Source organism: Sulfuricurvum sp. (assembly GCF_028713855.1).
In the GTDB taxonomy this organism is placed as follows: Bacteria; Campylobacterota; Campylobacteria; order Campylobacterales; family Sulfurimonadaceae; genus Sulfuricurvum.
The window spans coordinates 40745-54806 of sequence record NZ_JAQTNN010000001.1; the positions used below are offsets into that span (position 1 = coordinate 40745).

Sequence of the window (14062 nt, forward strand, 5' to 3'; positions counted from 1 at the left end):
GTTTTGAGTAAATTTACAAATATTTTTTAGAAGTCCCTAAAATAGGGGGTTCTAAAAGATTATATTTTTATCAAATTAACCAAATAAAGGGGATAATCGGTGACAATCTAAAGATAAAATCTTAGTTTTTTTGGGTTTTTGAGCTCTGTTTACCTATGGTTGTCTTTTCAGAGGCATTTAAGGTTAAGGGAAAAGGTTGTTTTTACGATTAGAATTTACCCTTTTTGAGTAAATAAATTTTGTATTTTGAAAAATATACTACTACTCTGAGAGTAGTAATAATTAATCTTAGAGGTTTTAACGTCCGGCGGGAAGGAAATTAGGTAATGGAGGTGTTTGCTCCTGATTCCACCCTCCTCCTAACGCTTTATAGAGGGCGATAGTCGAAATGAGAGCGTTTTGTTTGGCAATGAGTAGCTGTTGAGATGCTTGCAGCCATTGTTGCTGAACCAAGAGCATATCACTATAGGCGATTGTTCCGACTTGATAGCGCAGTTTACTTTGCATAAGCGCTTTTTGTATTGCTGCTGCACGTGCTGTTTGAAATGTAATCTGCTCTTTAGCTTTAGAAGCTTGCCCGATTGCATTGTCTGTGTCGTTAAAAGCACTCACAATGGTTTTTTTGTACACGGCAAGGGTCTGGTTTCGATCTGCTTCTGCGGTTTTGATTTGTCCTGCTATTAAACCTGCTGAAAAAATAGGGATGCTAACAGAGGGTGCAATCTCCCATATTTTTGCGGGATTAGAAACGAAATTGCTTAATTCCATACTCTGAACTCCCAACATTCCTGTTAGTTTAATGCTGGGGAAGTATGCGGCTCGAGCAACACCGATTTGGGCATTCGCTGCAATCAAGTTTTGCTCTGCTGAAGCAATATCAGGCCGTTTGTTTAAAATATCAGACGGCAAGGCAGCAGGGACGTCAGGAAGAGCAATGGTTTTTAATGTTGACACCGTGACTTTCGACGGATTACGCCCTAAGAGGAGATTGAAAGTTGCTTCTTCAGCAATCTTGGTCGCTTCGAGTTGGGATAAGGTAGCTTTAGCACTTTCTACTTCTGAAAGCGATTGGAGCAACACACTCTCAGCAATAACACCGTGTTTGTATTTAAATTCATTAAGGTTAGCAATGTCCTGAGTGACTGTAGCGTTTTCACGTGCTAAAGCGATTTGTCCCTGAATCGATGAGAGTTTAATATAAGATGCCGCAACATTGGATACTATGGAGAGTTTGAGTGTTTGTGAAGCGTATTGTGTAGAAAGAAGTGTTGCGCGGGCCGCTTCATTAGCACGGCGTACTTTTCCAAACAAGTCAATCTCATAACTTGCTAGCGATAACGATCCGGCATAGGTCGATGTGATCCCTTCTCGGAGCTGATAACCACCGGTAGAAGCATTATCAACCGATTTCCGATCCAATGAGCTGGACGCATTAATCTGAGGATAGAGATACGATTTGGCCTGATCAAATTTTCCCAAAATAGCATCTACGGATGCTTGGGACGCTTGGATATCGTAGTTTGCGGAGAGTGCATTTTCTATCGATTGTGTCAAACTTGGATCATTAAACTGTTTCCACCATTGTGTATCCATCGTGTTTGTAACGGTTTTGTTAGTATCGTTATAGCTAAATGTATCAGGAACGATAATTTCAGGCCGTGCATAATCAGGGCCGATCGCACATCCTCCCAAATAGAGGGAAGATAGAACGGCAAGGCTTAGCGTATAGTTATTCATGGATAGCTCCTTTGTCCGGGGCAATTTTTTCTTTGATGGTTGAAACCCAATAATACAAGAACGGGATGAAATAACGCTCGATAAAGGTTGCCGCCAGCATCCCGCCAAACATGGCTACCCCGATCGAGAAGCGTCCCGCAGCTCCGGCACCGGAACTGAAGATGAGCGGCAACATCCCTGCCAAAAAGGCAAAAGAAGTCATCATCATCGGACGGTAACGCAAACGTGCCGCTTCCATCGCTGAATCATAAATACTCTTGCCGCTGTGTCGTTGCTCTTCGGCAAATTCGACGACCAAAATCGCATTTTTTGCCGAAAGGGCGATAAGTGTAAGCAATCCGATCTGGAAAAAGACGTTGTTATTGAGAAATGGAATCAACCATACTACCGTATATGCCCCCATAATACCATACGGTACGGCGAGCATAATCGAAATTGGCAATGTCCAGCGCTCATATAATGCCGCGAGGATAAGATAGACCATTACCAACGCAAATGCCATGATCATGAGTGCTTTGGAACCGACGAGTTTTTCTTGGAGGTATAGCCCTTCCCAGTCATAGCTTACAGTGGAGGGGAGAACACTATCCCCTTTGGCTTCCAAAATTTTGATCAGATCACCTGAACTGTATCCCGGTGCAGGTGAACCCATAACCGTAGTACAGAGAACACCGTTAAAGTGTTCGATCGACGAGGGTGCACTCGACATTTTAGCTGTGACAACGGAAGAGAGAGGGATCAACTGACCGCTGGAAGAGCGGACCCATGCACGTCCGATATCCTCAGGGGTTGCACGATAGGGTGAATCGGACTGCATCTGTACCCAGTAGGTTTTTCCGTTTTTATCGAACTGGTTGATATACATCGTTCCGATTGTCGCTTGGAGTGTTTGGAACACATCGCTGATGGAGAGTCCCATCATCTTCGCTTTTTCACGATTTACTTCAATAGAGAGTGTCGGAGTGTTAATATTCATCGTCGTCATCGGATTTTTCATACTCGGCTCGGTGCGCAAATCAGCGACAAATGCGTTGGTTGCATCAGCAAGGGAGTTAAAATCATTACTGCCCGGTTGCAGGAGTCGAAGGCTGAACATATCGGATGGTCCCATACCGCGAATCGACGGCGGAGGCATGGCGAATACTTTTGCCTCTTTGATACTACCGAGTTTTGGACCGAGCGAATTTAGGATACCAAAAACTGCCAATTCCTTTGTTGTTCTCTCTGACCACGGTTTGAGTCGGGTAAAAATAACGGCGGAGTTGGGCTCTTGGGAAAAGGTAAGGATGTTAAGCCCTGTGATAGCCGTGTATTTGTAAATACCCTCTTGTTTCCCAAGAATCGCTTCTACTTGTTTGACAACCTCTAAGGTACGGTTGGCCGTGGCCCCTTCAGGAAGGTTGACGCTGGTGATAAAGTATCCCTGATCTTCCATCGGCAAAAAGGCACTTGGAAGGGTTTTATGGAAAAATCCGATGAAAAAGTAGGTTGAAAGATAAATAATCAAAAAGATAAATGATTTGCGAATCATGAAACCGGATCGGCGGACATAATTATCGGTCATATTTGCAAATTTACGGTTAAACCAGCGGAAAAAGCGAGCCGGTTCTTTCTCATGATGTTTGAGAATCAGGGCACCGATAGAGGGAGCAAAGGTGAGTGCCATAAACCCTGAGAATACGACGGAGATCGCGATGGTTGCGGCGAATTGTTTATAAAGCTGACCCGTCATACCTCCCAAAAAGGTGGCAGGGATAAAGACGGCACACATAACGAGGACGATGGCGACAACGGGACCGGAGATTTGACCCATCGCCTTGATCGCCGCTTCACGAGGAGAGAGCTTCTCATGCTGGAGTATCCGTTCCATATTCTCAATAACGACGATGGCATCGTCGACGACAATTCCGATGGCGAGTACCAGCCCAAAAAGGGTAAGGGTGTTTATCGAATACCCTAAGAGATACATCCCGATAAAGGCACCCGTGAGAGAGATCGGGATTGAGAGGATCGGGATCATCGCGGCGCGGGAACTTTGTAAAAAGAGATAAATGACCAAGCTGACCAAAACGATCGATGCAAGAAGCGTAAAGACAACCTCTTCGATCGAAATTTTGACGAAATCGGTTGTGTCGTAGGGGATGTTGTACTCAATCCCTTTAGGAAATTTTTTGGAGAGTTTTTCCATTTTGGCGGCGACGGCGGCAGAGGTATCGAGTGCATTGGCATTGGTATCGGCAAAAATTCCGATCATTGCTGCCGGTTTACCGTTGACCCGTCCGAAAAATTCGTAGTTTTGGCTCCCGAGTTCAACACGTGCAACATCTTTAAGCCGAATCATAGAACCATCGGTTTTTGAGCGAATGATGATATTCCGGAACTCTTCCGGAGTCGAAAAACGTCCTTTTGAGGTAAGCTGAAGTGTCCACATTTGCTCATCGTTCGTCGGTGCTTGACCTAAACGCCCGGGTGAGACTTGGAGATTCTGATCTTTGATCGCCGTAGCGATTTCGGAAGTACTTATTCCCAATGATGCCATTTTGTCAGGATTGAGCCATACGCGCATCGCGTAATCACGTTGACCGAAGATTTGGCTTCTCCCCGCACCGGGGATTTTTTTAACCTCATCGAGGAGATTGGCGGAGATGTAGTTACTGATCCCTGTTGCATCATAGCTTCCATCCGGTGAGGTGATAGCCACGATCAGCAAAATATCGGAGGTTTTTTTCTGTACGGTTACCCCAAGATCACGGGTCGTTTGAGGAAGTTGCGCGATAACGGAGTTGATTCGATTTTGAACGTCAACGGCTGCCAAATCTTGATTGACTCCGATGTTGAACGTACAGGTGATCGTAGCGCTCCCCGGAAGGGCTGCCGCTTTGGAAGACATGTACATCAACCCGTCTGCTCCCGAGATTTGAGATTCGAGAGGCGTGAGAATGTTGTTCGCTATGGTTTGCGCATCGGCACCCGGATACTGTGCCGAGACGACAACGGTAGGAGGGGTGAGATTCGGCAACTGTGAGATAGGGAGCGTTTTAATCGCCACAAATCCCAGCAACATGATCATCATTGCGATAACAGTTGATAAAATAGGGCGGTTGATAAAATATTTACTAAACATTACTTATACCTTAATTTGAACGCTACAGGAATAAAATCCCTGTAGCTACGCTGGCCGCTATGGCACTAAAGCTTGCCTCTGACGAGTCAGAAGTTTTTATTTGCCGCTCGGAATGATTTCCGCTCCCGGTTTGAGTTTAGGAAGGGAGTCGGCAGCAATCTTATCACCTGCCGAAACACCGCTCTCGATCAGGATATTCTCACCGACCCATTCTCCTGCTATGACCGGTTTTGGGCTAACCGTATTATTGGCTTCGATGGCGTAGACAAATTTCCCTTTTTCACCCGTTAAAAGCGTTTTCTGAGGAACATATAGGGCGTTTTTCCACTCCATCCCTTTGACTTTGACTTGGACAAACTGTCCCGGGAGAAGTTTATGATCACTGTTGTCGATCACGGCGCGATAGGTGATGTTTCCGGTGGTCGAATCAACGAACGGTGCGACAAAATTGATCTCTCCTTTGCGTGCTAGGAGTGAACCGTCACTGAGAATCAGCTCGATTTCGTATTTACCGTCTTTTGGTGCGATGAGTTTACCTGCGGCAATCGCATTTTGTCGGGCAAGTTTTTCGTTTTCGCTAAAAGTAAAGTTAACGTACATCGGATCGGTTTGGTAGAGTGTTGTAAGTAACCCGTTTGCTCCGGCGGCGACGTAAGTACCGACATCGATTTTGGATTTATCGACAAATCCGCTCATCGGAGCTTTGATTACGGTATAACTGAGATTTAATTTTGCCTGTTCCAAGGATGCCTTCGCCGCAGATAGTGCCGCAGCAGCGTTTCGCTCGTTGGCAGTTGCGGTATCGAGTTCTTGCTGACTAGCTGCGTTAGCCTGTGCCAGCGGTTTGATTCGGTTTAAGATTGCTTTGGCATTGGTGTAGTTGGCGGATGCAAGTTCATAGGCCGCTTTGGCACTCTCAAGAGAATTTTTTAAATCCGATGGATCGATAACAAATAATGTATCTCCTTTGTTTACCGCTGAACCCTCAGTGTAGGAGCGCTTTTGGAGGTATCCGTTTACACGAGCGAAAACTTGTACGGTATTAAAGGCCTGAGTTTGCCCTGTTGCTCGCAGAACAGCCGGAAAATTACCGGCTTTTACTTCGGTAGTCGTTACGGGAACCGGACCTTCCGGCGGTTTCTCCATCCCTTTTGCTTTGGGGCGTTCGCATCCGCTCATGGCAATGATTAGAGCACTGGATAGGGCGATAGTGGTTAGACGATTCATTCGGATTCCTTTGAGGTGTAATTAAGCATGAGACACATTTGTTTTAAGACGCGTAGAGTAATGGCAAGTTCTTCGGGATCAATCCCTCGATGGATATAGCAAGTTGCTTCAGCTAAAACAGCCATCGTTGGTTTTTCTAAAGCAATTCCTTGAGGAGTAAGGGTGACAAGATTACACCGTTTGTCCTGACAGGCTATTGCTCTTTGAATAAGGGAGCGTTTTTCCAATCCTACGATCAGACGGGTAATACTTGTTTTGTCTTTACCGACAAAATCAGCAATATTTTGTTGGGTTGAGCTCCCTTCTTTCCATAAAAAGACCATCACTTTAAACTGTTCAATCGTCATATCGATTCCGTGTAAGGCAAGTTGACGAGTGAGAAAGTTGCGTGCGGCCATAGCGGAATGATTGGTCATACATCCCAATGATTCTTCGGTCGGGCATTCGCATCGATTCATGAAATTCTCCTAAATAGTTGAATATGCAACTAATTGATCGAATTCTATTTTATTTGGGTACTGAAAGTCAAGAGCAATATGTTAATAATGTTAATACTTAAGCTAATGATATGCGCTATAATCCGCCGATTTTTATATAACAAGGGTTTTAAAAAATATGTTTCGATTTATAGTAATTGTGTTTATGTTGATAGGCTCGTTGTGGAGTGCAGGATTAGAAAAAAAAGTTCCGATTTTGTGTTATCACCGTTTTGGTGCTGAGGTTGCTGATTCGATGACGATCAAAAACTCTTCGTTTTCGGAACAGATGGAGTGGCTTAGAACGCACGGGTATACGGTTGTTTCTCTCGATACGGCCATGGGCTATTTATCGGGTAAAGTGAAAACAATCCCTGCAAAATCGGTTGTTATTACGGTAGATGACGGACATAAAAGCGTCTACAGCGATATGGCTCCAATGGTCAAAAAATACAAAATTCCTGTTACTCTCTTTATCTACCCGAGTGCGATTTCTAACGCCAAATATGCGATGACGTGGGAACAGCTACGCGAGCTTGAGACGACGAAACTCTTCCGTGTCGAGTCACATACCTACTGGCATCCGAATTTCAAACATGAGAAGAAAAAACTCTCAAGCGAAGAGTATGCCAAATTTGTCGACAAACAGCTCGGCGGCGCGAAGAAAAAACTTGAAGAAAATATGGGACATGAGATCAAATATCTCGCATGGGTGTTTGGGATTTACGATGATGCATTACTCATCGATGCTAAGAGAGCGGGATATGCGGCGGCGTTTACAATTGATCGCAAGCATGCTGCTTCAAGCGCTAATATGATGACTGAGGGGCGTTATATGGTTATCAGCAAACACACGATCAAAGATTTCGAGAGAATGGTGGACGGGAGCGAAGATCGGATGCCCAAAGGTAAAAAAGAGGGTGCAAAGTATTAAATTACAGACTCTTATCGCTATAATATAGGCAACTATTCCATTATAAAGACCGTCCTTTGCATTTTGAACCGTACCCATTTGAAAAACTCAGCTCCCTTTTAGAGGGAATTACCCCCAATAGTGCCTATTCTCCGATCGCATTGACCATCGGTGAGCCGCAGTTCGAGACCCCTGCATTTATCCAAAAATCGATTTGTAAGCACTCCGAAGAGCTTCGCCGCTATCCGAAAACGGCGGGTGAAGCATACCTGAATGACTCGATGCGCGGTTTCGTCGAACGCCGTTTCGGGGTAAAATTGAAAGCCGATGAATTGGTCAGCTCATTCGGGACCAGAGAAGTGCTCTTTAATTTCCCTCAGTACTATTTGTTCGATAAAAAAGAGCCAGTCATGGCGTATACCAACCCGTTTTATCAGATTTACGAAGGGGCGGCGATTGCATCACGCGCAAAAGTAATTCACCTCAATTTGACGGAACAAAACGGCTTCAAACCGATCATTAATGAAGCTGAGCTCGCTGAATGCGATCTCGTGATTTTGAACTTCCCGAACAACCCTACGGCATCGATTCTCGGCCTCGAAGAGCTGGGACAATGGGTAAAACTTGCCCTCAAACACGATTTCTGTCTCATCAACGACGAATGCTACAGTGAGATCTATACGGCTGAAAAAGTCCCTTCGCTTCTCGAAGCTTCGGTATATGTCGGTAATACCTCATTTAAAAATGTCCTCGTCATCAATTCGATCTCCAAACGCTCTTCCGCACCGGGACTTCGCAGTGGATTTATTGCGGGGGACGCGGAGATTTTAAAAGGGTATGCACAGTATCGCACCTACGTTGGATGCGCTTCACCTCTACCGCTTCAAGCGGCTTCGGCGATGGCATGGGCGGACGAGTATCATGTAGAACGTGCCCGCGCGGTGTATGCTGAAAACTTCAAAGCGGCGCAGGAAATTTTGGGTATTGAAACGTCCGATGCGACGTTTTATGTTTGGCTCAAAGTACCTAACGCACTCGAATTTACCCAAAGATTGTATCGTGACTATAACGTCAAGGTATTACCGGGAGAGTTTTTGGCACGTGAAGATGCAAACGGTGAAAATCCCGGCATCGGCTATATCCGTATAGCCCTCGTCGAAGAGACGGTTCGCACTATACAAGCACTTAATCGCCTGAAGGAGGCATTGTCATGAACGAGTTAAAAGATAAAATTTTCCAAGCGCAAAGTGAGGGGGATATCGCCTCGTTGTACGTTCTTGAATCCCAAGTCCATGAGAGTTTTGATGAAGATACGTTAATGGCCTATTATGCCAATATTCTCGATTTGGCGTTGGAGCGTCTCACGAATGCGCTGGAAAATCTCGAAAAACTCGATATGAATGAAGTGCAGGATTTTGCGACCCTTCGAGCCTTGTACGAATACGCGATCGAGCATTACAGTGCGGGAAGTGCGACCGATGCAAGTGCCTTGTTCGAAGTTATCGGCGGAATCACCAATGACGAGCCTTTTACTAAAGCTATGGCAATCCATCGTGCCGCTTGCGATGCACAAATCCCGTTTGATGATTTTATCGACGAGTATGTTGATATGCTTGCAACCCAAAACGGCGGGAAATTTTATATCAGTTTTTTCAAAAAGGAGATCGGAGCATGAAAATTTATTTCATCGGGATCGGCGGGATCGGGATTTCGGGTCTGGCAAAATACATGCGTTTTAGCGGCCACGAGGTAAGCGGATCGGATATGAAAGCAACCCACATTACCCAACGTCTCCTTGATCGCGGTATCACGGTCACCATCGGACATGATGCGGCTAACATCCCGCAGGAGTGCGATCTCGTTATCCACTCGGCGATTATTCGTGACACGAATGTGGAAGTGATCGAAGCTAAAAACAGAGGGATCGTCGTTTTGCACCGTCGTGATGCACTCTTGCGTATCCTCAAAGAGAAAAAAGTTTACGCAGTATGCGGTGCGCACGGTAAAAGTACGACAACGGCGATTTTAGCCTCGATCATGAGCGGAAGTGCGATCATCGGTGCGGAGTCCAAAGATTTCGGCTCCAATGTCCGATATGACGGAAGCACCGACGTGATGCTCTTCGAAGCCGATGAAAGCGACGGAAGTTTTCTCAACTCCAACCCGTACTGTTCCATCGTCACCAACGCCGAGCCGGAGCACATGGAGTATTACCACTACAACATCGACGAGTTTCATAACGCCTACCGCCATTTCGTCGAGATGGCACCGATCCGTGTGATCAATGCGGAAGATCCGTTTATGGCGACATTGGAGTGTGAGGCGATCCGTCTCTATCCGAGTCAGGATATCTCTAACATCCGCTATACCCTCCTCGATGATGAGCCTTACACCCGCTTTACCCTTAAAAATATGGGTGAATTCGAAGTGTGGGGATTCGGAGAACATATCGCGATGGATGCGTCGTTAGCGATTTTAGCGGCGGCTCAGACGATGAGTGTTGCGGCTATCCGTGCGAATATCCTCCATTTCAAAGGGATCAAAAAACGGTTCGACGTGATTTTCAAAGGGTCAGACCGTGTTATCATCGACGATTACGCCCACCACCCGACCGAGATCAAAGCGACAATGGAATCTCTCAAAATCTATGCAGAACTCAAAGGGTTCAAACGTATCATCGCCATTTGGCAACCGCACAAATACTCTCGTACTATCGATAACCTCGATGCGTTTGTCGCGTGTTTCGAAGGGTGTGCTGAACTCGTTATCCTCCCTGTATGGGCGGCGAGCGAAGAGCCACGTGAGATCGATTTTGCAGGTCGTTTCGGACACTATAACCTCACGATGAGTGACAAACTTCACCGCGCAGGCGATACCATCGAATCGATCATCGGCGATGCCGTGGTTCAAACGTACGATCACGATCTCATCGTTGGATTCGGGGCAGGGGACTTGACCTATCAGCTTCGTGGAACCAAGTGAGATTGTGCGTTCAATGAGTTCCCTTTCTTCCAACCTCGCCGAGCTTTTCGGCAAGCTTGATCTTCTCCCTCATATCACCTCATTAGAGCAGTTTTTCTCCCGTGAACAAAATATCGCTATCCCAGGAGATCAGGAACGGCACTACCGCTATATTCAAGCCCTCGATGCGTTGGAGTTCAAAGCCCCGCCCAAGAGCGTAGGATTTGAATCTATCATCAACCACCTCAAAAAGCAGGGGGTTTTACGCTTCGAAGAGATCCATGAACTCCTCAAAGTGGTTCGCTATTTTAGATTGATGCGTAACCACGAGTTCGCAGGCCTTATCGGCGAATGGATGGAGACGATTATCATCCCCGAAGTGTTCAGTGAGATCGATGAGTATTTCGATCATGAGGGGAACTTCATCGAATCCCGTGACGAGGAACTCCATAAAATCGCACAGCGGATCAAAGCAATCAAAACGGAGATTAACGAGTCGATCAAACGGCTCTTTCACACTCAAAAGCTCACTCCCTATCTCGTCGACACCCAAATCCACTACATCAACGATGAAGAGTGTTTGTTGGTGCGCGGCGGATTTAACCACGTCCTGAAAGGCTCAGTCGTCGGACGGACGGGGGCGGGATTTTTCTACGTCGCCCCTGATTCGGTGCTCCGTTCCAAAGAGCAGTTGCGTTATGTGTTGCAGGAGCGGGAAACGAAGCTCTATGAATATGCCAAGCGCTTTAGTGCGAAACTCTCTAATCTTGTCCCTTTTATCGGATTTATTGACCGTGAGTTCGACCGATATGATCACTATCAAGCGCGGGTGTTGTTTGCCCGAGCGAGGGATTTTGCGATTCTCAAACCCCAAAACAACACCGACATCGTCCTCGAAGAGTTCTCCCATCCCGCCATCCACAAACCCAAACCGATCAGCGTCGATTTTCGCTCCAATCTCCTGATGATTACGGGGGTTAATGCTGGGGGTAAAACGATGCTCCTCAAATCGCTCCTCTCGGCGGCATTGATGGCGAAATATCTCATCCCGATGAAGATTAACCCTCACAAATCGCGCATCGGTAGTTTCAAGCGGATCGAAGCGGTCATCGACGATCCCCAAAGCGTGAGCAACGACATCTCCACCTTTGCAGGGCGGATGGTGCAGTTTAGCCATCTCTTCGAGCATAAAAGCGCCCTCGTCGGAGTCGATGAAATCGAGCTGGGAACCGACAGCGACGAGGCGGCGGCACTCTTTGCCATTGTCCTCGATGAGCTGATCAAACGGGGTCAGAAGATCATCGTCACCACCCACCACAAACGTCTCGCCGCACTAATGGCGGATCGAGATGATGTGGAGCTAATGGCGGCGTTGTATGACGAAGAGCGGCGACTTCCGACCTATGAGTTTTTACAAGGGGTGATCGGTAAGAGCTATGCGTTCGAGACGGCGTCACGCTACGGGATCAACCCCGCCATCATCACCCGCGCCAAATCGCTCTACGGTGAAAACCACGAAAAACTGAGCGTCCTCATCGAGAGGGGGAGTGAGTTGGAGCGTGAGCTGAAACGGAAAAACCGCGAAGTAGACGAACGACTCGAATCGCTCAAATCGCAAGAGCGCGATCTCAAAGAGGCGCGGGAGTATCTCAGAACCGAGCTGGATCACGAGAAAGCGAAACTTCGTACAGGTTATGATGAAGCAATCCGTGAAGCTAAAGAGGCGGCTAAGGGGATGGATATGGCGGCAATCCACCGTCAGCTCAACAAGGCGCAGGCGAAACTCCCTAAACCTGAACCGATCAAAATCGCCGAACCTGAACCGATCAAATACGAAATAGGGCAGAGCGTGAAATACCGCACTCAGCGGGGAACGGTCGTGAGTGTCGGAGCCAAAGATGCGATGATCGAGGTGGAGGGGATGCGTTTACGGGTCAAACTTACGGATCTTAAACCCAGTGGTAACCTCCCGAAAAAGCCCAAGGTCACCGTGACTTCACAGATCGACCAAAAAAGCGGTCTCAAACTCGATCTTCACGGTCTACGAGGGGAAGAGGCGTGCGAGCGGATGGATAAATTTCTCTCCGATGCCCTTTTGCAGGGGTTTGATGAGGTTATTATCTATCACGGGATCGGAACGGGGAAACTCTCTTATGCCGTCAAAGAGTTTCTAAAAGCTCATCCGAGTGTGAAAAGCTTTGTCGATGCTCCTCAACATTTGGGTGGATTTGGGGCGAAGATTGTTCGTCTTTAAATATTCGTTCGTCCTGAGTTAGTCGAAGGGTGCTTCGTAATCCATTTCTCCGTCATCCCGTGCTTGATACGGGATCTAATATACACTTTAGATGCTGAATCAAGTTCAGCATGACAAAATATCTTGCTAGGGATCTATCTCCATTCCCTTGCAAACTTTTACATTTCACAGTACAATCTTTAAAAATATTTCATTTTGTTTAATTTTGATAGTTAAATTTTAAATTTAGGTATATTTTTGAAAAAATAAGACAATTAAATATTATGGAGAGTTAAATGATCAAAACCCCTATATATTTATTCTATTTTTCTTTAGTTTTCGGAATATTTCCACTATTAGTTACATTAATATCAGGTGCAATTGCAAGCCTTTTTGGATGTCAACTGAATGAAGCTACATGTATTTGTGTTATATTAGGACTAAATATTGGACCATTGCTTGGTAGTATGGGTGTAGTGGGTTGGTTTTCTTTTTATACTATACCTTTAGCTTTAGGTGGAATTTTATTTTCATTTATTTGGGCTATTGCCAATAAATTTTCCAAAAAAAATGATAGAAAATAGGTAAAAAAGGGAGAAGCTACTTTTTAAAAGATAGATTTACCCTAAAGGGCACTTCGCCCGATCATGTCGGAAATGACGGAATGTATAAACTTTCTAAAATTCCTGTATAATATTCCGTAAGATTACACGGGAGATTACGATGGTAGCCTATAAATCCAACGAAATGATGAGTTCGACCGATGTTGCGAAAAACTTCGGAGCAGTCCTCTCCAAACTCGCAAACCACGAAGTCGATAAAATCTGCGTACTGCGTAACAACAAACCCGAAGCGGTCGTCCTCAGCGCACTCGAATATGAACAACTCCGTGATTATCGCTATTGGAACACGATGAGCGAAAAAGAGTATCTGCAAAAAGCACATGAGAGTATCGACAGTTCACGGAGCTATTCGATAGAAGAAGTTGATGCCTATCTCGAACGGATCATCGACACGTATGAACGTTAGAATTCTCCCCTCTTTTATCGCCAAACTTCAGTTTGTTTTGGAAAAGATTGCCGAGGATAAAAAAAGCGCGGCACATACATTTCGTCGAGAGATTTTGCGTGAGTGCTATAGCCTCAGCGATTTTCCCTACCGTTGCCGCCGCTCGATTCATTATAACGATGACAATATACGCGATTTGGTTTTTAAAGGGTATACGATTATTTATAAAATCAAAGATGATGAGATAAAAGTGTTTGCGCTGACAAAATATGAAGATTACAAAGATGAAATTGGCTCATAAGCCTATATTTCCCTCGTTCCCACTTTCCAAGTGGGAATGCAGTTCTTTAGTATTGATAATTTTTTTCTTTCATAGTAAAATC

General features: G+C 45.7%; 12 protein-coding genes. 8 read left to right on the forward strand and 4 right to left on the reverse strand.

Annotated elements, in window-relative coordinates; all coding sequences use genetic code 11:
* Window positions 1-297 precede the first annotated feature (297 nt).
* The 4 genes from PHI47_RS00270 to PHI47_RS00285 all read right to left on the reverse strand — a co-directional run bounded on the left by PHI47_RS00270 (window position 298) and on the right by PHI47_RS00285 (window position 6546).
* Window positions 298-1737: an efflux transporter outer membrane subunit gene (locus tag PHI47_RS00270; protein WP_299932240.1), complete on the reverse strand. Its 1440-nt coding sequence runs from the start codon at window positions 1735-1737 to the stop codon at window positions 298-300.
* Window positions 1730-4861, reverse strand: coding sequence for a multidrug efflux RND transporter permease subunit (locus PHI47_RS00275; protein WP_299932243.1), 3132 nt, complete (start codon window positions 4859-4861; stop codon window positions 1730-1732). The genes PHI47_RS00270 and PHI47_RS00275 overlap by 8 nt, the downstream gene beginning before the upstream one ends.
* A gap of 96 nt (window positions 4862-4957) precedes the next feature.
* The gene (locus tag PHI47_RS00280; protein ID WP_299932246.1) at window positions 4958-6088 is read right to left on the reverse strand and encodes an efflux RND transporter periplasmic adaptor subunit; all 1131 of its coding nucleotides are present in this window, start codon (window positions 6086-6088) and stop codon (window positions 4958-4960) included.
* Window positions 6085-6546, reverse strand: coding sequence for a MarR family winged helix-turn-helix transcriptional regulator (locus PHI47_RS00285; protein WP_299932249.1), 462 nt, complete (start codon window positions 6544-6546; stop codon window positions 6085-6087). Before PHI47_RS00285 ends, PHI47_RS00280 begins: the two co-directional genes overlap by 4 nt.
* A 157-nt stretch (window positions 6547-6703) precedes the next feature.
* Between PHI47_RS00285 and PHI47_RS00290 the strand changes: the two genes are divergently transcribed.
* From PHI47_RS00290 to PHI47_RS00325, 8 genes are all read left to right on the forward strand, one after another.
* Window positions 6704-7498, forward strand: coding sequence for a polysaccharide deacetylase family protein (locus PHI47_RS00290; RefSeq protein WP_299932252.1), 795 nt, complete (start codon window positions 6704-6706; stop codon window positions 7496-7498).
* Window positions 7499-7554: 56 nt separating this feature from the next.
* Window positions 7555-8691 carry a succinyldiaminopimelate transaminase gene (locus PHI47_RS00295; RefSeq protein WP_299932255.1) on the forward strand — a complete coding sequence of 379 codons (1137 nt, stop codon included), beginning with the start codon at window positions 7555-7557 and terminating at the stop codon, window positions 8689-8691.
* Window positions 8688-9152: a hypothetical protein gene (locus tag PHI47_RS00300; RefSeq protein ID WP_299932258.1), complete on the forward strand. Its 465-nt coding sequence runs from the start codon at window positions 8688-8690 to the stop codon at window positions 9150-9152. Before PHI47_RS00295 ends, PHI47_RS00300 begins: the two co-directional genes overlap by 4 nt.
* Window positions 9149-10459, forward strand: a complete 1311-nt coding sequence (gene murC, locus PHI47_RS00305; protein ID WP_299932261.1) for a UDP-N-acetylmuramate--L-alanine ligase — start codon at window positions 9149-9151, stop codon at window positions 10457-10459. Before PHI47_RS00300 ends, murC begins: the two co-directional genes overlap by 4 nt.
* Window positions 10446-12692, forward strand: coding sequence for an endonuclease MutS2 (locus PHI47_RS00310; protein WP_366882310.1), 2247 nt, complete (start codon window positions 10446-10448; stop codon window positions 12690-12692). Before murC ends, PHI47_RS00310 begins: the two co-directional genes overlap by 14 nt.
* Window positions 12693-12967: 275 nt before the next feature.
* The gene (locus PHI47_RS00315) at window positions 12968-13255 is read left to right on the forward strand and encodes a hypothetical protein (RefSeq protein WP_299932264.1); all 288 of its coding nucleotides are present in this window, start codon (window positions 12968-12970) and stop codon (window positions 13253-13255) included.
* 139 nt (window positions 13256-13394) lie between these two features.
* On the forward strand, window positions 13395-13700 hold the full coding sequence (locus PHI47_RS00320) for a hypothetical protein (RefSeq protein WP_299932267.1): 306 nt from the start codon (window positions 13395-13397) through the stop codon (window positions 13698-13700).
* Window positions 13660-13980: a type II toxin-antitoxin system RelE/ParE family toxin gene (locus tag PHI47_RS00325; RefSeq protein WP_299932269.1), complete on the forward strand. Its 321-nt coding sequence runs from the start codon at window positions 13660-13662 to the stop codon at window positions 13978-13980. Before PHI47_RS00320 ends, PHI47_RS00325 begins: the two co-directional genes overlap by 41 nt.
* The last annotated feature ends 82 nt before the right edge of the window (window positions 13981-14062 follow it).